This is a genomic window from Pseudomonas palmensis (genome assembly GCF_017848315.1).
GTDB lineage: Bacteria > Pseudomonadota > Gammaproteobacteria > Pseudomonadales > Pseudomonadaceae > Aquipseudomonas > Aquipseudomonas palmensis.
Genome location: NZ_JAFKEC010000028.1, coordinates 1 through 20,732 on the forward strand (window position 1 = coordinate 1; position 20,732 = coordinate 20,732).

16 protein-coding genes are annotated in these 20,732 nt (G+C 64.8%); 3 read left to right on the forward strand and 13 right to left on the reverse strand.

All coding sequences use genetic code 11. The features are described from left to right. Positions 1-113: 113 nt before the first annotated feature. The 3 genes from JZZ72_RS15725 to JZZ72_RS15735 all read right to left on the reverse strand — a co-directional run bounded on the left by JZZ72_RS15725 (position 114) and on the right by JZZ72_RS15735 (position 2,681). Positions 114-1,070: a FecR domain-containing protein gene (locus tag JZZ72_RS15725; RefSeq protein ID WP_058540627.1), complete on the reverse strand. Its 957-nt coding sequence runs from the start codon at positions 1,068-1,070 to the stop codon at positions 114-116. Next, complete coding sequence (locus JZZ72_RS15730) at positions 1,057-1,572, reverse strand: sigma-70 family RNA polymerase sigma factor (protein WP_043864315.1); 516 nt, start codon at positions 1,570-1,572, stop codon at positions 1,057-1,059. The genes JZZ72_RS15725 and JZZ72_RS15730 overlap by 14 nt, the downstream gene beginning before the upstream one ends. Positions 1,573-1,682: 110 nt before the next feature. Next, the gene (locus JZZ72_RS15735; RefSeq protein ID WP_229589130.1) at positions 1,683-2,681 is read right to left on the reverse strand and encodes a LacI family DNA-binding transcriptional regulator; all 999 of its coding nucleotides are present in this window, start codon (positions 2,679-2,681) and stop codon (positions 1,683-1,685) included. A 247-nt stretch (positions 2,682-2,928) separates the two neighbouring features. Here JZZ72_RS15735 and JZZ72_RS15740 point away from each other — a divergent pair, with 247 nt between their 5' ends. Together JZZ72_RS15740 and JZZ72_RS15745 are read left to right on the forward strand one after the other, a co-directional pair. After that, the gene (locus tag JZZ72_RS15740; protein ID WP_043864317.1) at positions 2,929-4,260 is read left to right on the forward strand and encodes an MFS transporter; all 1,332 of its coding nucleotides are present in this window, start codon (positions 2,929-2,931) and stop codon (positions 4,258-4,260) included. 13 nt (positions 4,261-4,273) lie between these two features. After that, complete coding sequence (locus JZZ72_RS15745; RefSeq protein ID WP_054916250.1) at positions 4,274-5,629, forward strand: amidase; 1,356 nt, start codon at positions 4,274-4,276, stop codon at positions 5,627-5,629. A gap of 7 nt (positions 5,630-5,636) precedes the next feature. Here JZZ72_RS15745 and JZZ72_RS15750 read toward each other — a convergent pair whose 3' ends face one another. The 5 genes from JZZ72_RS15750 to JZZ72_RS15770 all read right to left on the reverse strand — a co-directional run bounded on the left by JZZ72_RS15750 (position 5,637) and on the right by JZZ72_RS15770 (position 12,249). Beyond that, positions 5,637-8,027, reverse strand: a complete 2,391-nt coding sequence (locus tag JZZ72_RS15750) for a TonB-dependent siderophore receptor (protein WP_210014687.1) — start codon at positions 8,025-8,027, stop codon at positions 5,637-5,639. Positions 8,028-8,112: 85 nt separating this feature from the next. Continuing rightward, positions 8,113-9,081 carry a FecR domain-containing protein gene (locus JZZ72_RS15755; protein ID WP_229589133.1) on the reverse strand — a complete coding sequence of 323 codons (969 nt, stop codon included), beginning with the start codon at positions 9,079-9,081 and terminating at the stop codon, positions 8,113-8,115. Then, positions 9,078-9,608 carry a sigma-70 family RNA polymerase sigma factor gene (locus JZZ72_RS15760; protein ID WP_210014688.1) on the reverse strand — a complete coding sequence of 177 codons (531 nt, stop codon included), beginning with the start codon at positions 9,606-9,608 and terminating at the stop codon, positions 9,078-9,080. The genes JZZ72_RS15755 and JZZ72_RS15760 overlap by 4 nt, the downstream gene beginning before the upstream one ends. Positions 9,609-9,709: 101 nt before the next feature. Then, the gene (locus tag JZZ72_RS15765; protein ID WP_210014689.1) at positions 9,710-10,876 is read right to left on the reverse strand and encodes a trans-sulfuration enzyme family protein; all 1,167 of its coding nucleotides are present in this window, start codon (positions 10,874-10,876) and stop codon (positions 9,710-9,712) included. Beyond that, the gene (locus JZZ72_RS15770) at positions 10,873-12,249 is read right to left on the reverse strand and encodes a pyridoxal-phosphate dependent enzyme (protein ID WP_043864322.1); all 1,377 of its coding nucleotides are present in this window, start codon (positions 12,247-12,249) and stop codon (positions 10,873-10,875) included. The genes JZZ72_RS15765 and JZZ72_RS15770 overlap by 4 nt, the downstream gene beginning before the upstream one ends. Before the next feature lie 208 nt (positions 12,250-12,457). Between JZZ72_RS15770 and metE the strand changes: the two genes are divergently transcribed. Beyond that, on the forward strand, positions 12,458-14,746 hold the full coding sequence (gene metE / locus JZZ72_RS15775; protein WP_210014690.1) for a 5-methyltetrahydropteroyltriglutamate--homocysteine S-methyltransferase: 2,289 nt from the start codon (positions 12,458-12,460) through the stop codon (positions 14,744-14,746). Positions 14,747-14,845: 99 nt separating this feature from the next. On the opposite strand, the gene JZZ72_RS15780 is transcribed toward metE, so the two are convergent. From JZZ72_RS15780 to JZZ72_RS15800, 5 genes are all read right to left on the reverse strand, one after another. Next, on the reverse strand, positions 14,846-17,050 hold the full coding sequence (locus tag JZZ72_RS15780; protein ID WP_058540633.1) for an OsmC domain/YcaO domain-containing protein: 2,205 nt from the start codon (positions 17,048-17,050) through the stop codon (positions 14,846-14,848). A 179-nt stretch (positions 17,051-17,229) separates the two neighbouring features. After that, positions 17,230-18,330 carry a redox-regulated ATPase YchF gene (gene ychF / locus JZZ72_RS15785; RefSeq protein ID WP_054916246.1) on the reverse strand — a complete coding sequence of 367 codons (1,101 nt, stop codon included), beginning with the start codon at positions 18,328-18,330 and terminating at the stop codon, positions 17,230-17,232. 21 nt (positions 18,331-18,351) lie between these two features. Continuing rightward, entirely contained in the window at positions 18,352-18,936 is a 585-nt protein-coding gene (gene pth, locus JZZ72_RS15790; RefSeq protein WP_043864326.1) for an aminoacyl-tRNA hydrolase, read from the reverse strand. A 75-nt stretch (positions 18,937-19,011) separates the two neighbouring features. Then, complete coding sequence (locus JZZ72_RS15795) at positions 19,012-19,608, reverse strand: 50S ribosomal protein L25/general stress protein Ctc (protein ID WP_043864327.1); 597 nt, start codon at positions 19,606-19,608, stop codon at positions 19,012-19,014. Between the two features lie 138 nt (positions 19,609-19,746). After that, a complete protein-coding gene (locus tag JZZ72_RS15800; protein WP_010225730.1) occupies positions 19,747-20,688 on the reverse strand; it encodes a ribose-phosphate pyrophosphokinase in 942 nt (313 codons plus the stop codon). Positions 20,689-20,732: the final 44 nt, after the last annotated feature.

A 20,732-nucleotide genomic window follows, 5' to 3' on the forward strand; every position in this document is an offset into this window, starting at 1 on the left:
GGGCAACACTGGGGTGGATCATTCGGGGCTCCTGAGAAGAGACAGACGTTTCGCCTTTATCCCTACAGGCCGAAGCTGAATGAGAAACCACCTCATTTATTTTTCAAACAGATTCAAGCCGGGCTGACACTGACCCAGTAGCGGGTGCGGTAGTCGATGCGAATCGGCAGTGCTTCGGCCACCAGCGCCAGGATCTGGTCGGTGTCGGCCAGCTGATAGGTGCCGAACACCTTCAACCCGGCCACCGCCTCGGCGCAGCGCAGCACGCCGGGGCGGTAGCGCGACAGCTCGGCGATGAACTCGCCCAGGGGCATCCGCTGCACGCTGAGCACGCCTTCGCGCCAGCCCCACGGGTCGGCGTGAGTCACGGCCGGGCCGACCTGGCCGTTGGCGCTGTACAGCAGTTGCTCGCCGGGGCGGGCGATGCGCGGCGCGGTGCCGTTGCCGGGGTACAGCGTCACACTGCCCTGGCGCACCGCCAGCAGGGTGCCGTCGGTACGTTCGCGTACCAGCAATTGCGAGCCTTGCGTTTGCAGTACACCGTCACGGGTGGTCACGCGCAGTGGGCGTGGGTCGTTGCCGGTATCGATGGACACCTCGCCCTGGATCAGGCTCAGCGCGCGCAGGTCGGCCGCGAAGCGCAGGTCGATGGCGCTGGCGGTGTTGAGCTGGATCACGCTGCCGTCGTTGTTGTGGAAGGTGCGCCGCTCACCGGTGGCGGTGTGTTTGTCGGCCAGCAGGGTGGGCAGCCCGAGCGGCTCGCGACCGACCCAGCCCAGGGTGCCGGCGGCGCCGAGCAGGCCCAGCAGTTTGAGGCTGTCGCGCCGGCTGATGCTGCGTCGCTGCGTGCCCTCCAGGGTGCGCCGACTGAGCTCGCGGGGCAGGCTGCTGAACTCCTCGCTCATGGCCTGGACCTGGGCCCAGGCCAGGGCGTTGTGCGGGTGCTGGTCGAGCCAGCGACCAAAGGCCTGTTCGGCCTGTACGGTGGGCGTGTTGTAGCGCAGTTGCACCAGCCATTCGATGGCCTGCTCGACGTGGGCCTGGCCCGGTGCTGGCTCAGCCCCGGGCATGGCGCAACCGATAGCAGACGCCCATGGCCTTGGCCAGGTCGCGCTCCACCGTGGCGCGGGACACACCCAGCTGTTCGGCGATTTTCGGGCAGCTCATGTCGTCCAGTTGCGCGTGCAGAAACACCTGGCGCACCCGTGGCTTGAGCTGCATCAGCAGGCGGTCGAGGCGTTGCAGGGTATCGAGGATCATCCAGCGCTGTTCTTCGCTGGGCGCGTGCGCGGCGGGCAGGTGGGCCAGGCTTTCGAGGTAGGCCTGTTCCAGCGCGCGGCGGCGGAACTGGTCGATCATCAGGCCGCGGGCGATGCTGCTCAGGTAGGCACGCGGCTGCTTGAGCGGGTGCGCGTGGCGAGCCTTGAGCAGGCGCACGAAGGTGTCCTGGGCCAGGTCGGCGGCGTGGGCGTGACAGCCAACGCGGCGCTGCAGCCAGGTGTTGAGCCAGGAGTGGTGGGTACGGTAGAGCAGGTCGACCTCGGACGGAGGGAGCGTGTCGCTGGTGGGCATCGTCGGTCGGGGCCTGCGCGCAAGAAGTGATTGTGAATCGTTCGCATTCTATGCGGGGAGCAGGGCGCGATGCAATTGGTGGGCGTGCGGGCCTCTTCGCCAGCCGTTCTTCAGCCAGCCACCCGCAATCCCGAGCTCGCCCGCACCTGCAACTGCGGCGCCAGAATGATCGACTCCACCGCTTCACCCTTGATGCGCTTGAGCAGCAACTCCACCGCATGCCGACCCATCTCGGCCAGCGGCAGGCGCACGCTGGTCAGCGGCACGATCAGTTCGTTGGCCAATGGTGTGTCGTTGAAACCCACCACGGCGATGTCCTTGCCCGGCTCCAGGCCCTTGTCCCGCGCGGCGCCCATCAGGCCGATGGCCAGAAAGTCGTTCACCGCGAAAAACGCCTGGGGGCGCGGGTTCAACCCCAGCAGGTACTCGCCCTGCTTGTGCCCGGTGAGGCTGTCGAACGGGCCATTGAGCGTCCATTCCGGGCGCAGGGTAATGCCCTGTTCGCGGTAGTACCGGGTAAAGCCGCGGGTGCGGTCGGCACCGGTGGAGGCGTGCCGCTCGCCCGCCAGGATCGCCACGTCGCGACAGCCCAGGCGGTACAGGTGCTCGGCCGCCAGCCAGCCGCCCAACTCGTCATCGCTGCCCGCCGTGAGGTGCCCGGCAATCTGCCGGCTGACCAGCACGTAGGGGATGTGCTTGCGCCCCAGCAGCTCCAGCAATGGCTGCTGCTCGCCCACATGCGAGTCGCCCACGATCAACCCCGCCACCGAGCGGCGCAGGGCATGCTCGGCCCGCGCCAGCTGGCGGGGTTGCTGATCGTCGGTATTGGACACGAAGGTCAGGTAGCCAGCCTGTTCGGCGGCGGCGTCGATGCTGTCGTAGATGGTTGCCATCACCAGGTCGGTAAGGCGCGGCATGAGCACGCAGATCTCCTGGCTTTTGCGCAACTTCAGGTTGGATGCCTGCGTGTTCGGCCGATAATCCAGCTCTTTCGCCAACGCGCGAATACGCGCCACCACCTCGGCCGATGCCGCGCGCTCGACCCCGGCAGGGTCGCCATTGAGCACCCGCGACACGGTGGAAACGTGCACCCCGAGGGCGGTTGCCATGGACTTCAAGGTGGCAGGGCGTGATGGAGTGGGCATGTTCGAGGGGCTTCCAACCGTGGCTGATTTCGGGGCGCGATTCTAACCCAATCGACGGCTTGTCTCGGCAAACAACCTTTACCCAAACGATTGACTAAATGTTTTTGTGTGAATACATTCGCTCAACCCAAACGTTTGGGCAACACAATAAAAATACGCCGGACGCGGCCGCATTTTTGACTTCTGCCATCACTTGAAGAGTCAGATCCCTATGAACAACCCACCCGTTCCGCGCTTTCGCTACCAGATTTTCTTCCTGATCATGCTGATGGCGCTGCTCAACTACATCGATCGTGGTGCCATTTCGTATGCCTCGGCCAGCATTCTCCCCGAGTACGGTTTCGACAAGGCCGACTGGGGCAACGTGCTGGGCTATTTCGGCTACGGCTACATCGTCGGTGCGTTGATCGGCGGCATCCTGGCCGACCGTTTCGGCGCCAAGCGCGTATGGCTGATCGCCGGCGGCACCTGGTCGATCTTCGAGATCGCCACCGCCTTTGCCGGCGACATGGGCCTGGCCTTCATGGGCGGTTCGGCCATGGCCGGCTTTGCCACCATCCGCGTGCTGTTCGGCTTTGCCGAAGGCCCGGCGTACTCGGTGATCAACAAGAGCGTGGCCAACTGGGCCACGCCCAAGGAACGCGGCTTCGTGGTCTCGGTGGGCCTGCTCAGTACACCGCTGGGCGCCTTGCTCACCGCCCCGGTGGCGGTCGGCCTGCAGACCCTGACCGGCGACTGGCGCAGCATGTTCGTGGTACTGGGCGTGGTCAGCCTGGCGCTGCTGATCTTCTTCATGACCCGCTTCACCAACACCCCGGATGAAAACCCGCGGGTGTCCGAGGCCGAGCGCGAGTTCCTGCGCCAGGAGCGTGCCGCTGCCGCCAACGCCAGCACCCCGACCACCAGCGTTGCGCCGATCTGGCACTTCTTCAAGAACAAGGACCTGCTGCTCAATGCGGTGGGCTACTTCTCGTTCGTGTACGTCACCTTCCTGCTGCTGACCTGGACCCCCAAGTACCTGCAGGACGAGTTCCACTACAACCTGTCGTCGCTGTGGTACATGGGCATGATCCCGTGGACCGGCGCCTGCTTCACCGTGCTGCTGGGCGGCAAGATCTCCGACCTGCTGCTGCGTCGCACCGGCAACCTGAAGGTGGCGCGCAGCTGGCTGGCCGCGACCTGCCTGCTGCTGACCACGCTGTGCTTCATGCTGGTGTCGCAGGCCCAGACCGTATGGGGCGTGATCGCCCTGATGACCCTGGCCAACGCCCTCAACGCGCTGCCCAACTCGGTCTACTGGGCCGTGGTGATCGACACCGCGCCATCCAACCGCGTCGGTGCCTACAGCGGCATGACCCACTTCATCGCCAACACCGCCTCGTTCATCGCGCCGATGCTCACCGGCTACCTGACCGTGCGCTATGGCTACTCGTCGATGTTCGTGGCCGCCGCCGTGGCCACGGCCCTGGGCATGAGCGCGATGCTGATGGTGCGCCCCGGCAGCCGGCAGGTTGTCCCTTCCCCTACACCTGCAACGGTTTGATGGAGTTGCCTGTATGAACCTGGCCAAGCCAACCCACACTGGATACTTTTTTGGCCTGTCGGTCGGCGACCTGGCGCGGCGCCTGCGCGCCGGCAGCCTGACGAGTGTCGAGCTGACCCAGGCCGCGCTCGACAGCATCGAGCGCCTGAACCCGGCACTGAATGCCTTTGTCGCCGTGGATGCCGAGGTGTCGCTGGCGCAGGCGCGCAAGGCCGACGAACTGTTTGCCCAGGGCCTGGACCTGGGCCCGCTGCACGGCATACCGGTAGCGATCAAAGACAACATCGACACCTTCGACCACGTGACCACCTATGGTTCGGCGCACTTCGAAGGCTTTCGCCCCACGCAGGACGCCCTGTGCGTGCAGCGCCTGCGCGAGGGCGGCGCGGTAATCGTGGGCAAGACACTGACCCACGAGTTCGCCTATGGCCCCACCGGCGACCGCTCGCTGCAGGGCGCGGCGCGCAACCCGTGGGATGCGCGCTGCATCACCGGCGGTTCGAGCGCCGGCAGTGCAGCGGCGGTGGCCAGCGGCATGGTGCCGCTGGCGCTGGGCACCGACACCGGCGGCTCGATCCGCATTCCGGCGGCCTTGTGCGGCGCGGTCGGCTTCAAGCCGTCGTTCGCTGCCGTGCCGTTGGACGGGGTGTTCCCGCTGTCGTCGAGCCTCGACCACGTGGGCCCGATTGCCAACCATGTGGACGATGCCCGGGTAGTGTTCGAAGTGATCGCCGCGCGTACCTGCGCGCCGGCCACGCTGCGTCGCCCGCTGCGTGTAGGCTGGATCGAGCCGGGCACTTTCGGGCCATTGGACGCCGACGTTCAGGGGCAGGTGTACCAGGCTGCGCAGCAGCTGTTTGGCGATGCACTGGAGCAGACCGGCGAGCTGGAGCCGTTGGTGGCGCAGCTCAAGGACACCTTGCTCACCCTGCAGCGCGCCGAGGCCTACGACGTGCATGCCGAGCGCATGCAGACGGCGCCGCAGCTGTTCGAGCAGGAGGTGCGCGAACGCCTTGAGCTGTCACGCGAGGTCAGGGGCTGGCAGTACATTCGCGCGCAGGCCGGCCAGGCTCGGCTCAAGGCGGCGATGGCGCGGCTGTTCGAGCGTTATGACTTCCTGGTCTCGGCCAGCGTGCCGATCACCGCGACGCCGGTGGATGCACGCGAGGTACAGGTGGGTGAGCAACGTATCGACGTGCGTGCTGCAGTGCTCAGTTACACCAGTGCCTGGAACCTCACCGGCCTGCCGGCCATCAGCCTGCCGGCAGGGCAGGTGCGGGGCATGCCGGTGGGGCTGCAGGTGATCGGTGCGGCGGGTGCCGACGATCAGCTGCTGCAGTTGCTGGCGCAGCGCTACGTTCGCACTTGATGCAGCCTCAGAACGTCCACTTGGCATTCACCATGGCATTGCGCGGTTCGCCGTAGGAGCCTGAGTTGAAGGTGCCCAGGCCGTCGTAGTAATGGGTGTCGAACAGGTTGTTGAGGTTCAGGCCGACCGTGAGGTGTTTATCCACCGCATAGTTGGCCAGCAACCCGACCACCCCGTAGTCACCCTGGTGTGCCTTGGTGCCGTAGGTGCCGTTGACCGCGTAGATGTCGCTCTGCCAGACCAGGTTGCCGCCCACGGTCAGGCGGTTCAGCTGCCCCGGCAGGCGGTAGGTGGTGCCGAGCTTGAACAGGTTCATCGGCTGGTTGGTTTCGACCCGATTGCCGTCCTTGTCGTGGGATTCACGGTAGGTATAGCCGCCGATGATGTTCCAGCCCGACAGCACTTCGCCGGACACTTCGGTTTCGATGCCGCGCGTGGTGGTACCGGCAATGGCCCGGTAGATTTCGCGCCCTTGGGGCGACTCGCCAACGTACTGCGGGGTGTTCTTCTGCTGCACTTCGAACAGCGCCAGGCTCGCATTCAGCGCACCGTCGTAGAACTCGCCCTTGATGCCCAGTTCGTAGTTGTCGCCTTGTAGCGGCTCCAGCGAGGTGTTGCTGGCAGTCTTGTAGTAGGTCTGCGGCTGGAAGATGTTGGTGTAGCTGGCGTACACCGAGAAGGTGTCGTTCAGGTCCAGCACCACACCGGCATACGGGGTGACCACGCCGGATTTTTTTGTGCGGTCGCGGCTGGTGCTGGCGCCGGTCGGTTCGTCGCTGCTGTCGTCTTTCTGATCCCACCAACTGACCCGGGTGCCGAGGATGATCGACAGCGGGTCATAGGGTTTGAGGCGCAGGGCCGTGTAGGTGCCCGACTGGCTCAGGCGGGTCAGGCTTTCTTCGGTCTTGGACAGGTGCGGCTTGCCGCCCGGGTTGCCATCCCACTGGTTGATATCGTCGACCGCCGGGTTGGCACGTTGATAGGTCGGGTAGTTGAGGTGGGTGTAGGCGATGTTGGCACCCACCACCAGTTCATGCTCGCGCCCACCCAGCTCGAACGGGCCGCTGGCGTACAGATCGGCGTTGTCCTGGGTCTGGTAGCTGTCCAGGCGGTTGATGTACATCGACACGCCGGCGCCGGTCTGCGGGTCGGGCGCCCCGGCACTGGCCGAACCGGTCACGCCGCGGCGGTAGGCGTACTGGTGGCTGTAGGACGCCTTGAGGCTCCAGTCGTTGGCGAGTTTCTGCTCCAGCACGCTGGTGAAGTTGTACTGGGTGTTGTCCAGGTAGCTCCAGCGGGCTCCGGGGTTGAACGAGCGGGAAAAGTTCGTCGCGCTGCCATTGTTGTTGAACAGCGGAATGTGCCCGAAGCTGACCCCGTCGGAGTTGTTGTTCTGGTAGTCCAGGCTCACGCGCAGCAGGGTGCTTTCGCTCAGGTCGAAATCCAGTGCGCCGTAGATCACGCGCTTGTCGGTCTTGTACCAGTCGACGAACGAGTTGGCGGTTTCATAGGCGCTGACCAGGCGGCCGCGCACCGCACCCGAGTCGGTCAGCGGGCCGGCGACGTCGAATTCGCCCCGGTAGCGGTCCCAGGCCCCGGCTTCTCCCGAGACGTAGCCCTGGAAGTCCGCCGTGGGCCGCTTGCGCACCAGGTTCAGGGTGGCCGAGGGCGAGCCCGCACCGCTGAGCAGGCCGGTGGCACCGCGCACCACTTCGACACGGTCGTAGATCGCCATGTCCGACAGGGTGCTGGTGAATTGCTGCGACTCGTTGGCCACCTGGGTCGGGATGCCGTCGTACTGTATGTTCTGGATCTGGAAACCGCGCGAGTAGAAGGTATAGCGGTCGCTGTCGCGGTGGTTGCTCGACAGGCCGGGGGTGAACTTGACCACATCGTCGAGCGAGGCAAGCTTGTGGTCGTCCAGTACCTGGCGCGGGATCACGGTGACCGACTGCGGGGTTTGGCGCAATGACAGGCCGAGCTTGGTGGCGGTGCGGGTCTGGCCGGTGGTGTAGGCGCCGGTGTTCTCGGTGGTCTCGCCCAGGCCTGCGCCGTTGATGCTGGTGGCGCCCAGTTCCACGGCATTGCCGGTGGGGGCGGTGATCAGCTGGTAGCGGTTTTCGCCAGTGCGCACCACGCTCAGGCCCGTGCCGGCAAGCATGCCGTGCAGGGCCTGCTCAGGGGTACTTGCACCGGTCACGGGCCGGCTCTGTTTGCCGGCGGTCAGGGCGGCGTCGCTGGCCAGGTAGATACCGGCCTGGCTTGCCAGCTGGTTCAACTGGCTGGCCAGGGGGCCGGCGGGGATGTCCAGTGGCGCGGCGGTGGCGGCGCCGCTGGCGAGTGCAATGAGCAGGGCCAGGGGGCGTTTCAACAGGGCAGGGGCAGAGGCGAGTGGCATGCAGAATCCTTCGGGCGCGCAGGGGTGAAAGGGTGTTCTCCTCTAATTCGAATGAGCCGCAAAAACCGGAAGCACCTGACGCTTTTTATTTTTCGGCAGGCTCCAGGGTCACCCACCAGTCGAAGCGTCGCGACACTCGCACCGGCAAGGCGCTTTCGAGCATGGCAAGCACCTGGTCGGTATCGTTGAGCGGGTAGGTGCCCATGACCCTTAACGATGCGATCAGCGGGTTCACCGCCAGGTGCCCGCGCCGATGGTCGGCCAGCTCTGCAATGAAATCCCCCAGTGGCATGTCCTGCGCAACCAGCAGGCCTTGGCTCCAGGCCTGGCGTTGGGCGCAGGCCGGCGTGGTGGCGGCCATGGTGCTGGCATCGAAGCCCAGGCCCTGCCCCGCATTGGCCACCCGCTGTATTGCGCTGGCGGCACAGGTGGCGCGTACCGCGCCGTCGTACACGTTGAGCAGGGTGCGGGCGCCCTGCTGGCGCACACTGAAGCGCGTACCCAGGGGCACCAGGCTGCCGGCCCGGGTCTGCACCTGGAAGGGCCGCGCCTCAGCGGCGGTCTCGATCAGCACTTCACCGCTGTACAGGGTCAGCAGCCGGCGCTGCCCGTCCAGTTGTACATCCAGGGCGGTGGCGCTGTTGAGCCACAGGAGGGTGCCGTCGGCCAGCACCTGGCGACGTACCTCGCCCACTGCGGTGGTGGTGCCGGCAGTGAGCGCTTGCAGGTCGTCCACCCAGTGGCGTTGCCAGCCCAGCCAGCCCAGCGTCGCCCCACCGCTGAGCACGCACAGGCTGCTTAGCACCTGGCGGCGGGAGCGTTGCATGCGCCGCAGGCTGGCGAGCGTCTGATGCGCCGCCCCGGCTTGCGGTTGCAGGCTGTCGAAGCGCTGGCTGATGCGCTCCACGTAGGTCCAGGCGATACGGTGCTGTTCCTGTTGTTCCAGCCACTGTTGCCACTGGCCCCGCAAGGCCGCATCGGCTGGCGCGGCGCGCAGGCGTGCGAACCAGTCGGCGGCCTGCTCCAGGGTGGCAGAATCCAGGGCCGCGCTCACAGCAAGGCCCCGTCCAGTTCCACTTCCAGCAGCAGGCACTGGAGCATGGCCTGGGCCATGTACTTGGTGACCGTGCGTTCGCTTACACCCAGCTGCGTGGCGATCTGGCGATAGTTCAGGCCCTGCAGTTGCGCCAGGCAAAAGGCTTCGGCCACAAGTGCCGGCAAGCGTTCGAGCATGGCCTGCAATTGGCCCAGGGTCTCCAGGATCAACGCCTGGTGCTCTTCGGAGGGGGCGATGCGTTGCGGCTGGTTGGCCAGCGTCTGCTGCCACGCACGCTCGACCTGCTTGCGGCGCTGGAAATCCACATACAGGTGTTTGGACACCGTACTCAGGTAGGCCCGCGCATGCCCGTCGCTACTGAACTCGCGCGGTTGCGCGAGCAGGCGCAGGAATACGTCGTGGGCCAGCTCTGCGGCATCGTGCACGTTGCCCAGACGCCGCGCCAGCCACTGCTGGATCCAGCCGTGATTGTCGCTGTAGAGGCTGGCCACGTTGGTACGGTAGCCGCAAGGAGGGGAGGTCATCGTGTGGCGCCCGTACCGAATGAGAATAGTTATCAAGTATATTCAGCCGGCGGGCATTGGGCAATCAGCGCAAGCAAGGGGCTGGCTTGCGCTGATGGGGGTCAGATACGTGCGAGTGCCTGCGCCAGGTCCGCGCGCAGGTCCTCCACATCCTCCACCCCGACCGACAACCGCACCAGCGAATCACTGATGCCAAGCTCGGCCCGGGTGTCGGCCGGGATGGTGGCATGGGTCATGATCGCCGGGTGCTCGATCAGGCTTTCCACACCGCCCAGGCTTTCGGCCAGGGCAAAGATCTGTACCTGTTCCAGGAAGCGTCGGGCACCGGCCAGGTCGGTAGCCAGGTCGAGCGAGATCATCCCGCCAAAACCGTGCATCTGCTGGCGCGCCAGGGCGTGCTGCGGGTGCGAGGGCAAGCCGGGGTAGTACACATGCGCCACCTGCGGTTGCTGTTCGAGCCACTGCGCCAGCGCCAGGGCATTGCTGCAGTGGCGCTCCATGCGCAGGGCCAGGGTCTTGACCCCGCGCAAGGTGAGGAAGGCATCGAACGGGCCGGCGATGGCGCCCACCGCGTTCTGTATGAAGCCCAGGCGCTCGGCCAGCTCGGCGTTGTCACCCACCACGGCAATGCCGCCGATCACGTCCGAATGCCCGTTGAGGTACTTGGTGCTCGAGTGCACCACGATGTCGAAACCCAGTTCCAGCGGGCGCTGGATCCATGGGCTGGCAAAGGTGTTGTCGGCCACGCAGAGGATGCCGCGTGCGCGGCAGAGGCGTGCGATGGCCGCCAGGTCGCTCAGGCGCAGCAGCGGGTTGCTCGGGGTTTCGATGCACACCATGCGCGTGTCGTCCTGCAACGCTGCCTCGAACGCGGCAAGGTCGGACAGGTCGACGAAGCTGAAGCGGTGCCCGGCGCTGCGCCGACGCACCCGTTCGAACAGGCGGAAGGTGCCGCCGTACAGGTCATTGCCCGAAACGATGTGGGAGCCGGCATCCAGCAGTTCGAGCACCGCCGAGATCGCCGCCAGCCCGGAGGCGAAGGCGAACGCCTGGGTGCCGCCCTCCAGATCGGCCACGCAGCGCTCCAGTGCCCAGCGCGTGGGGTTGTGCGAGCGCCCGTAGTCCAGGCCCTTGTGCACGCCGGGGCTCTGCTGGATGTAGGTGGAGTTGGCATAGATCGGCGGCATCAGCGCGCCGGTGGACGGGTCGGGCGATTGCCCTGCATGGATCACGCGGGTGGCGAAGGCGGTCTTGTCGTGCTGGGTCATGGGAGTGCTCTGCGCAAGTGGTTAAGCATATCGACACGGGTGATCAGGCCGTGAAAGCCCGAGGCGTCGGCAATGATCGCCACCAGGCCACGGTCCAGTTCGGCCTGCAGCGCCGCCAGGCTGGCAGACGGCGGCAGGGTTTCCAGCTGGTCGGTCATGGCGCTGGCCACGCTCAGGGAGAAGTGCGACGGGTCTTCGTGCATGCCCAGCAGGATGTCGGATTCATCGATCACGCCCACCAGGCGCTGGCCGTCGACCAGCACCGGCAATTGCGACACGTCGGCCAGGCGCATGCGCTGGAAGGCAGTGAGCAGGGTGTCGTCGGGGCGCACGCTGATCACCCGGCCATCCTCGAAGCGCCGCGCGATGAGGTCGCGCAGGTCGCCGTAGCGGGTGCGCTGCAGCAGGCCCTGGTCGGTCATCCACTGGTCGTTGTAGACCTTGGACAGGTAGCGCGTGCCGGTGTCGCACACAAAGCTGACCACCCGCTTGGGTTCGGTCTGCTCGCGGCAGTAGCGCAGCGCGGCGGCCAGCAGGGTGCCGGTGGAGGAGCCGCCCGGAATGCCTTCGGCGCGCAGCAGCTGACGCGCATGCTCGAAGCTTTCTTCGTCGCTGATCGAGTAGGCCTGGCGCACGCTGGAGAGGTCGGCGATCGAGGGCACGAAGTCCTCGCCGATGCCTTCCACTGCCCACGCCCCAGGCGTGATCAGGGTGCCGCTGCGGCTGTACTCGGCCATCACCGAGCCCACCGGGTCGGCCAGCACCATGGCCAGGCCCGGCTGCACGCGCTTGAAGAAACGGGTCAGCCCGGTAAGGGTGCCGGCCGAGCCCACGCCGACCACGATGGCGTCCACATCGTGCTGGGTCTGCGCCCAGATTTCCGGGGCGGTGCTGGTCTCGTGGGCCAGCGGGTTGGCGGGGTTGTTGAACTGGTCGGCGAAGAACGCATCGGGGATGTCCGCCGCCAGCCGTGCGGCCACGTCCTGGTAATAGTCGGGGTGGCCCTTGCCGACGTCGGAGCGGGTGATGTGCACCTCGGCGCCCATGGCCTTGAGGTGCAGCACCTTCTCGGTGGACATCTTGTCGGGCACCACCAGCACCACCCGGTAGCCCTTGGCCCGCCCGACCAGCGCCAGGCCCAGGCCGGTGTTGCCGGCGGTGGCCTCGACGATGGTGCCGCCGGGGCGCAGGCGCCCGTCGCGCTCGGCGGCATCGATCATGGCCAGGCCGATGCGGTCCTTGATCGAGCCGCCGGGGTTCTGTGATTCGAGTTTGAGAAACAGTGTGCAGGGGCCGGTATCGAAGCGGCTCACCTGCACCATCGGGGTGTTGCCGATCAGGGCAAGTACGGCGGGGTTCGAGGCGTTGGGCATGACGTCATCTCGCTTCGGGGTCGTTTGACCTTAGGCGCAGATCAGGGGCCTCGCAACCCTGTCCAGCCAGCCGGTTGCGCCTCCAGGCGCAGCGCTGTCGATGTCTTTACATGAGCAGAACTTGATTTGATGTGAAATTAAATGAGTTTGTCTCATTCTGCGGCCCTGACGACAATGGCTGCCATCACCCCCTAAGGAGAGCATTGTCATGGCATTGGCCCACTCACTCGGATTCCCCCGTATCGGTCGCGACCGCGAACTGAAAAAGGCGCAGGAAGCGTTCTGGAAAGGCGAGCTCGACGAGGCGGGCCTGCGTGCTGTGGGCAGCGAACTGCGCAAGGCCCACTGGGCCCTGCAGCGCCAGGCCGGCATCCAGTTGCTGCCGGTGGGCGATTTTGCCTGGTACGACCAGGTACTGACCCATTCGCTGATGTTCGGCGTGGTGCCCGAGCGCTTTCGCCCGCAGCACGGCAAGGCCACCCTGCAGACCCTGTTCGGCATGGCGCGTGGCGTCAGCGACAGCTGTTGTGGCGGTGCGCATGCCCAGGAGATGACCAAGTGGTTCGACACCAACTACCACTACCTGGTGCCTGAATTCAGCGCCGACCAGCAGTTCAGCCTGGGCTGGGAACAATTGTTCGAGGAAGTGGCCGAGGCCAGGGCCCTGGGCCACGACGTCAAGCCGGTGGTGATCGGCCCGCTGACCTACCTGTGGCTGGGCAAGACCAAGGGCGGCGACTTCGACAAGCTCGAGCTGCTCGAGCGCCTGCTGCCGCTGTACGGCGAGATTTTCCAGCGCCTGGCGGCACAGGGTGTGGAGTGGGTGCAGATCGACGAGCCGATCCTGGCGCTGGACCTGCCGCAGGCGTGGAAGAACGCCTTCGAGCGTGCCTACAACCTGATCCAGCGCGACCCGCTGAAAAAGCTGGTTGCCACCTACTTCGGTGGCCTGGAGGAGAACCTGGGGCTGGCGGCCAACCTGCCGGTCGACGGATTGCACATCGACCTGGTGCGCGCCCCCGAGCAGTACCCGACCATTCTCGACCGCCTGCCGGCCTACAAGGTGCTGTCGCTGGGTGTGGTCAACGGCCGCAACGTGTGGCGCTGCGACCTGGACAAGGCCCTGGCCGTGCTGCAGCACGCCCATGAACGCCTGGGCGAGCGCCTGTGGGTGGCGCCGTCGTGCTCGCTGCTGCACAGCCCGGTAGACCTGGGCCGTGAAGACACGCTCGATGCCGAGCTCAAGAGCTGGCTGGCCTTTGCCGTGCAGAAGTGCGAGGAAGTCGCGATCCTGGCCCATGCCCTCGACCAGCCCGAGGCGGCCCCGGTGGTGCAGGCCCTGGCCCGCAGCCGTGCGGTGCAGGCCAGCCGCGCTGCCTCCACGCGCATCCACAAGCCGGCGGTGCAGGCCCGTGTGGCAGCCATCAGCGAGAAGGACAGCCAGCGCCACTCGCCCTTTGCCACGCGAATCGCCCGCCAGCGTGCCCGCCTGAACCTGCCGCTGTTGCCGACCACCACTATCGGTTCGTTCCCGCAGACCGGTTCCATTCGCCTGGCACGCCAGTCGTTCAGGCAGGGCAAGCTGAGCGAGGGCCAATACGTGGAGGCGATGCACAGCGAGATTCGCCACGCCGTGCAGGTGCAGGAGCGCCTGGGCCTGGACGTGCTGGTGCACGGTGAAGCCGAGCGCAACGACATGGTCGAGTACTTTGCCGAGCAGCTCGATGGGTACGTGTTCACCCGCTTCGGCTGGGTGCAGAGCTACGGTTCGCGCTGTGTGAAACCGGCGGTGATCTTCGGCGACCTGAGTCGACCGCATGCCATGACGGTGGAGTGGATCCGCTACGCACAGGGCCTGACCGACAAGGTGATGAAGGGCATGCTGACAGGGCCGGTGACCCTGCTGATGTGGTCGTTCCCGCGTGAAGATGTGTCGCGCGAGGTGCAGGCGCGGCAACTGGCGCTGGCCATCCGCGATGAAGTGGTGGACCTGGAGGCGGCCGGCATCAAGATCGTGCAGATCGACGAGGCGGCGTTTCGCGAGGGCCTGCCGCTGCGCCGGGCGCAGTGGCAGCAGTACCTGGACTGGGCTACCGAAGTGTTTCGCCTGTGCGCCTCGGGCGTGCGCGACGAAACCCAGATCCACACCCACATGTGCTACAGCGAGTTCAACGATGTGATCGAATCGATTGCCGCCATGGATGCCGACGTGATCACCCTCGAAACCTCGCGTTCGGACATGGAACTGCTGGAGGCATTCGAAGCCTTCCACTACCCGAACGAGATCGGCCCGGGGGTTTACGACATCCACTCGCCCCGGGTGCCGGAGGCTTCGGAAATGGCCGAGCTGGTGCGCAAGGCTGCCCGGCGCATTCCGGTCGAGCGCCTGTGGGTCAACCCGGACTGCGGCCTGAAGACCCGCGGCTGGCCGGAAACCGAGGCGGCGCTGGCGAACATGGTGAGTGCTGCCCGCTTGTTGCGCAACGAGCTGGGGTGATCGTTCGAGGCTTGTTGGCCGCCACCGCGACCTGTTGGCGAACGAACAAGCCTGGCAACGCCGATCCTGCAGGCCATGGCCTGCAGGATCGGCGTTGTATCAGCGTGTGCCCGCTACCGCACGGGCACGTGCCGCATGCAGCTTCTTGTAGCTGTCGATCAGGCGCAGGTGACGGTCCAGACCTTCGAGCTTCATGCTGGTGGGGGTCAGGCCGTAGAAACGCACGCTGCCATCCACCGAGCCCAGTACGGCATCCATGCGCTCGTCCCCGAACATGCGCCGGAAGTTGACGGCGTAGTCTTCAAGCGCCATCTCGTCGTCCAGCACCACTTCCAGCACCACGTTCAACGCCTGGTAGAACAACCCGCGCTCGACGGTGTTGTCGTTGTACTGCAGGAAGGTCTCCACCAGCTCCTTGGCCTCCTCGAAACGCTCCAGCGCCAGGTGAATCAGCAGCTTGAGCTCCAGGATGGTCAACTGACCCCACACCGTGTTGTCGTCGAACTCGATGCCGATCAGCGTGGTGATGTCGGTGTAGTCGTCCAGTTCGCTGTCTTCGAGGCGCTCGACCAGCGCTTGCAGGGCGTCATCGTCCAGGCGGTGCAGGTTGAGGATGTCGGCACGGAACAGCAGCGCCTTGTTGGTGTTGTCCCACACCAGGTCGTCGACCGGGTAGATCTCCGAGTAGCCCGGTACCAGGATGCGGCAGGCGGTGGCACCCAGGTGCTCGTACACCGCCATGTACACTTCCTTGTCCATGCCTTCGAGGATGCCGAACAGGGTGGCAGCTTCTTCGGCGTTGGAGTTTTCACCCTGGCCGGAGAAGTCCCACTCGACGAACTCGAAGTCGGCCCTGGCACTGAAGAAGCGCCACGACACCACGCCGCTGGAGTCGATGAAGTGCTCGACGAAGTTGTTCGGCTCGGTCACCGCCTGGCTTTCGAAGGTCGGCTGCGGCAGGTCATTCAGACCCTCGAAGCTGCGCCCTTGCAGCAGCTCGGTGAGGCTGCGCTCCAGCGCCACTTCAAGGCTTGGGTGCGCGCCGAACGAGGCGAACACGCCGCCGGTGCGCGGGTTCATCAGGGTCACGCACATCACCGGGAACTCACCGCCCAGCGACGCATCCTTGACCAGCACCGGGAAGCCCTGGGCCTCCAGGCCCTGGATGCCGGCGAGGATGCCGGGGTACTTGGCGATGACGTCCTGCGGCACGTCGGGCAGGGCCAGCTCGCCTTCGAGGATCTCGCGCTTGACCGCGCGCTCGAAGATCTCCGACAGGCATTGCACCTGCGCCTCGGCCAGCGTGTTGCCGGCGCTCATGCCGTTGCTCAGGTACAGGTTTTCGATCAGGTTGGACGGGAAGTACACCACCTCGCCATCGGACTGGCGCACGAAGGGCAGGGCGCAGATGCCACGCTCGGTGTTGCCCGAGTTGGTGTCGTACAGGTGCGAGCCACGCAGTTCGCCGTCGGGGTTGTAGATGTCGCGGCAGTGGGCGTCGAGGATCTCGGCCGGCAGCGCGTCCTTGCGGCCCGGCTTGAACCAGCGCTCGTCGGGGTAGTGCACGAAGTCGGCGTTGGCGATGTCCTCGCCCCAGAACTGGTCGTTGTAGAAGAAGTTGCAGTTCAGGCGTTCGATGAACTCGCCCAGCGCCGAGGCCAGTGCGCCTTCCTTGGTTGCGCCCTTGCCGTTGGTGAAGCACATGGGCGAATGCGCATCGCGGATGTGCAGCGACCAGACGTTGGGCACGATGTTGCGCCACGAGGCGATCTCGATCTTCATCCCCAGCCTGGCGAGGATGCCCGACATGTTGGCGATGGTCTGTTCCAGCGGCAGGTCCTTGCCGGCGATCACGGTGCGCGTCTGCGCCTGGGCGTCCAGCATCAGCAGGGCCTGGGCGTCGGCATCGAGGTTGTCGACTTCCTCGATCACGAACTCGGGACCGGTCTGCACCACCTTCTTCACGGTGCAGCGGTCGATGGAACGCAGGATGCCCTGGCGGTCCTTGGCCGAGATGTCGGCCGGCAGCTCGACCTGGATCTTGAAGATCTGGTTGTAGCGGTTTTCCGGGTCGACGATGTTGTTCTGCGACAGGCGAATGTTGTCGGTGGGGATGTTGCGCGTTTCGCAGTACAGCTTGACGAAGTAGGCCGCGCACAGGGCCGAGGAGGCCAGGAAATAGTCGAACGGGCCGGGTGCCGAACCATCGCCCTTGTAGCGGATGGGTTGGTCGGCCACCACCGTGAAGTCATCGAACTTGGCTTCAAGTCGAAGGTTGTCGAGAAAATTGACCTTGATTTCCATGCGGGAATACCGTGCTGAAAGTGCGAAACGAATTGGCCGCCATTATCCGGCTTTTTGCCCGGAAGTCTTGGCATGTCACCCGAAGGCGTGACCGACACCGGTAAAAACAAAACCCCCTGAGGCGTAAACGCTCAAGGGGTTTGGTGTGCGTCGGGCGTCGTGGCGACCCGGCTCGGGGCTTAGACGTTGAAGCGGAAGTGCATCACGTCGCCATCCTTGACGATGTAGTCCTTGCCTTCCAGACGCCATTTGCCGGCTTCCTTCGCGCCGCTTTCACCGTTGTACTGGATGAAGTCGTCGTAGGCGACCACTTCGGCACGGATGAAGCCCTTTTCGAAGTCGGTGTGGATCACGCCGGCCGCCTGAGGCGCGGTGGCGCCCACGCGAACGGTCCAGGCCCGCACTTCCTGCACGCCGGCCGTGAAGTAGGTCTGCAGGTTGAGCAGCGAGTAACCGGCACGGATCACGCGGTTCAGGCCTGGCTCTTCGAGGCCCAGGGCTTCGAGGAACATGTCCTTCTCTTCACCGTCTTCCAGCTCGGCGATCTCGGCTTCGATCTTGTTGCAGACCGGTACCACGATCGCGCCCTCTTCCTCGGCAATGGCCTTGACCACGTCCAGGTGCGGGTTGTCTTCGAAGCCGTCTTCGGCAACGTTGGCGATGTACATCACCGGCTTGCTGGTCAGCAGGTGGAAACCGCGTACCAGCGCCTTCTCGTCGTCGGCCATGGTCTTCATCAGGCTGCGCGCCGGCTTGCCTTCGGTGAAGTGCGCAATCAACTTCTCGAGGATGGCCTTTTGTGCCAGGGCATCCTTGTCGCCGCCCTTGGCGTTGCGCGCGACCTTCTGCAGTTGCTTCTCGCAGCTGTCCAGGTCGGCGAAGATCAGTTCCAGGTCGATGATCTCGATGTCGCGCTTGGGGTCGACGCTGTTGGAGACGTGAATCACGTTCTCGTCTTCGAAGCAGCGGACCACGTGGGCGATGGCATCGGTTTCACGGATGTTGGCCAGGAACTTGTTGCCCAGGCCTTCACCCTTGGACGCACCTGCCACCAGGCCGGCGATGTCGACGAACTCCATGGTGGTCGGCAGCACGCGGTTGGGCTTGACGATCGCAGCCAGGGCATCCAGACGTGGGTCGGGCATCGGCACGATGCCGCTGTTCGGCTCGATGGTGCAGAAGGGGAAGTTTTCTGCCGCGATGCCGGATTTGGTCAAGGCGTTGAACAGGGTGGACTTGCCGACGTTGGGCAGGCCGACGATGCCGCAATTGAAACCCATGGTGAATCCCTCTTCGTGGAGTCAGGCCTTTTGGCTGTGCAGCTCTCTCATCGCACGCGTCCAATCGCCGGCGAGGATGTCCGGCAGCACGCCGAGGGCAAAATCGATACTGGCATCGAGTTTTTCCTGCTCGGCGCGGGGCGCCTTGCCAAGGACAAAACCGGACACCTTGGTGCTGTCACCCGGGTGGCCGATGCCAAGCCGCAGACGGTGAAAGTCTTTGTTGTTGCCCAGCTGCGCGATGATGTCGCGCAGGCCGTTGTGCCCGCCATGGCCGCCGCCTTTCTTGAGCTTGGCGACGCCGGGGGGCAGGTCGAGTTCGTCGTGGGCCACCAGGATGGCATCTGGCGGGATGCGGAAGAAGTTCGCCAGTGCAGCAACGGCCTGGCCGCTGCGGTTCATGTAGGTGGTGGGGATCAGCAGACGAACGTCCTGGCCCTGATGGCTGAATTTAGCCGTCAGGCCGAAATACTTGCGGTCAGCGGTCAGGTTGACGCGCTGGGCGCTGGCAATGCGTTCCACGAAAAGAGCCCCTGCGTTATGCCGGGTCTGTTCGTATTCGGGGCCGGGGTTTCCCAGGCCGACGATCAGTTGGATGGCGGTCACGTCAGGGGCTCTTCCTTGGAGTTGTGGGTTGCAGCGCGGGGCTGCAACCCGGTCAACGCCGGCGTGTCGAGTGGATTACTCGGCAGCGCCTTCTGCTTCAGGCGCAACACGCGGAGCGTGAACGTTTGCAACAGCCTTGTCATCACCGTGGGCCAGAGCGACGAACTCTACGCCTTTCGGAGCTTTGAGGTCCGACAGGTGGATGATGGTGCCGATTTCGGCCTTGGCCAGGTCGACTTCGATGAACTCAGGCAGGTCTTTGGCTTCGCAGGAAACTTCGATCTCCGACACTACGTGGGAGATTTCGCCGCCTTTCTTGACCGGTGCTTCTTCGTTGACGAAGTGCACAGGAACGATAGCGGTCAGTTTCTGGCCAGCAACAACGCGCACGAAGTCGGCGTGCATGATGAACTGCTTGGCTGGGTGACGCTGCAGGGCCTTGACGATGACGTTCTGCTTGGTGCCGTCAACGTTCAGTTCGATCACGTGGCTGAAGGCAGCTTCGTTTTCGAACAGCTTGGCGATTTCCTTGGCCACGATGGTCAGGGATTGCGCTTCTTTGTCACCACCGTAGACAACGGCAGGGATTTGGGCGGCGAGACGACGCAGGCGGCGGCTCGCACCTTTCCCCAGGTCGGTACGCGCTTGGGCGTTCAGAGTGAAATCAGTCATGTTGTTTCTCCAAAATAGCCAGACCCCGGCGGCGTTTGCGACCAGCGCCAAACCGGGGAGGGCAAAAAAGCCCCGCCCCAACAACCAGTGCTGGGGCGGGGCGCTTTACGTCAACGTGATCTCGCGAGGGCCAGGCCCTCAGCGGAACATCGCGCTGATCGATTCTTCGTTGCTGATGCGGCGAACCGCTTCGGCCACGACCGGTGCGATATCCAGTTGACGGATACGGTCACAGGCTTGTGCTGCAGCGGACAGCGGGATGGTGTTGGTCACCACCAGTGCATCCAGCACGGAGTTTTCGATATTCTCGATCGCGCGACCCGACAGGACAGGGTGCGTGCAGTAGGCGTAAACCTTTGCCGCGCCGTGTTCTTTCAGGGCCTTGGCCGCGTGGCACAGGGTGCCGGCGGTGTCGACCATGTCGTCGACGAGAATACACGTACGTCCTTCGACGTCGCCGATGATGTGCATCACTTCGGAGTGATTGGCCTTCTCGCGGCGTTTGTCGATGATACCCAGATCGACGCCCAGGGACTTGGCAACAGCACGTGCACGCACGACGCCGCCGATGTCCGGGGACACGATCATGAGGTTCTCGAAACGCTGGTCTTCGATGTCATCCACCAGAACGGGGGAGCCGTAGATGTTATCTACCGGAATATCGAAGAAACCCTGGATCTGGTCAGCGTGCAGGTCGACGGTGAGAACACGGTCGATCCCGACGACGGTGAGCATGTCGGCAACCACTTTGGCGCTGATAGCTACACGCGCCGAACGCGGACGGCGATCCTGGCGGGCATATCCGAAGTAAGGAATCACGGCAGTGATTCGAGACGCTGAGGAGCGGCGGAAGGCATCGGCCATCACTACCAGTTCCATCAGGTTATCGTTGGTTGGCGCGCAAGTCGGCTGAATAATGAAAACGTCTTTACCACGAACATTTTCATTGATCTCAGTGCTGATTTCGCCGTCGGAAAACTTACCGACAGAGACGTCACCGAGAGGGATATGCAGCTGACGTACGACACGCCGAGCCAGATCGGGGTTAGCGTTCCCCGTAAAGACCATCATCTTGGACACGCGCAGTACCTGAAGGCTGAGGGTATACCTGGATGAGTATAGGA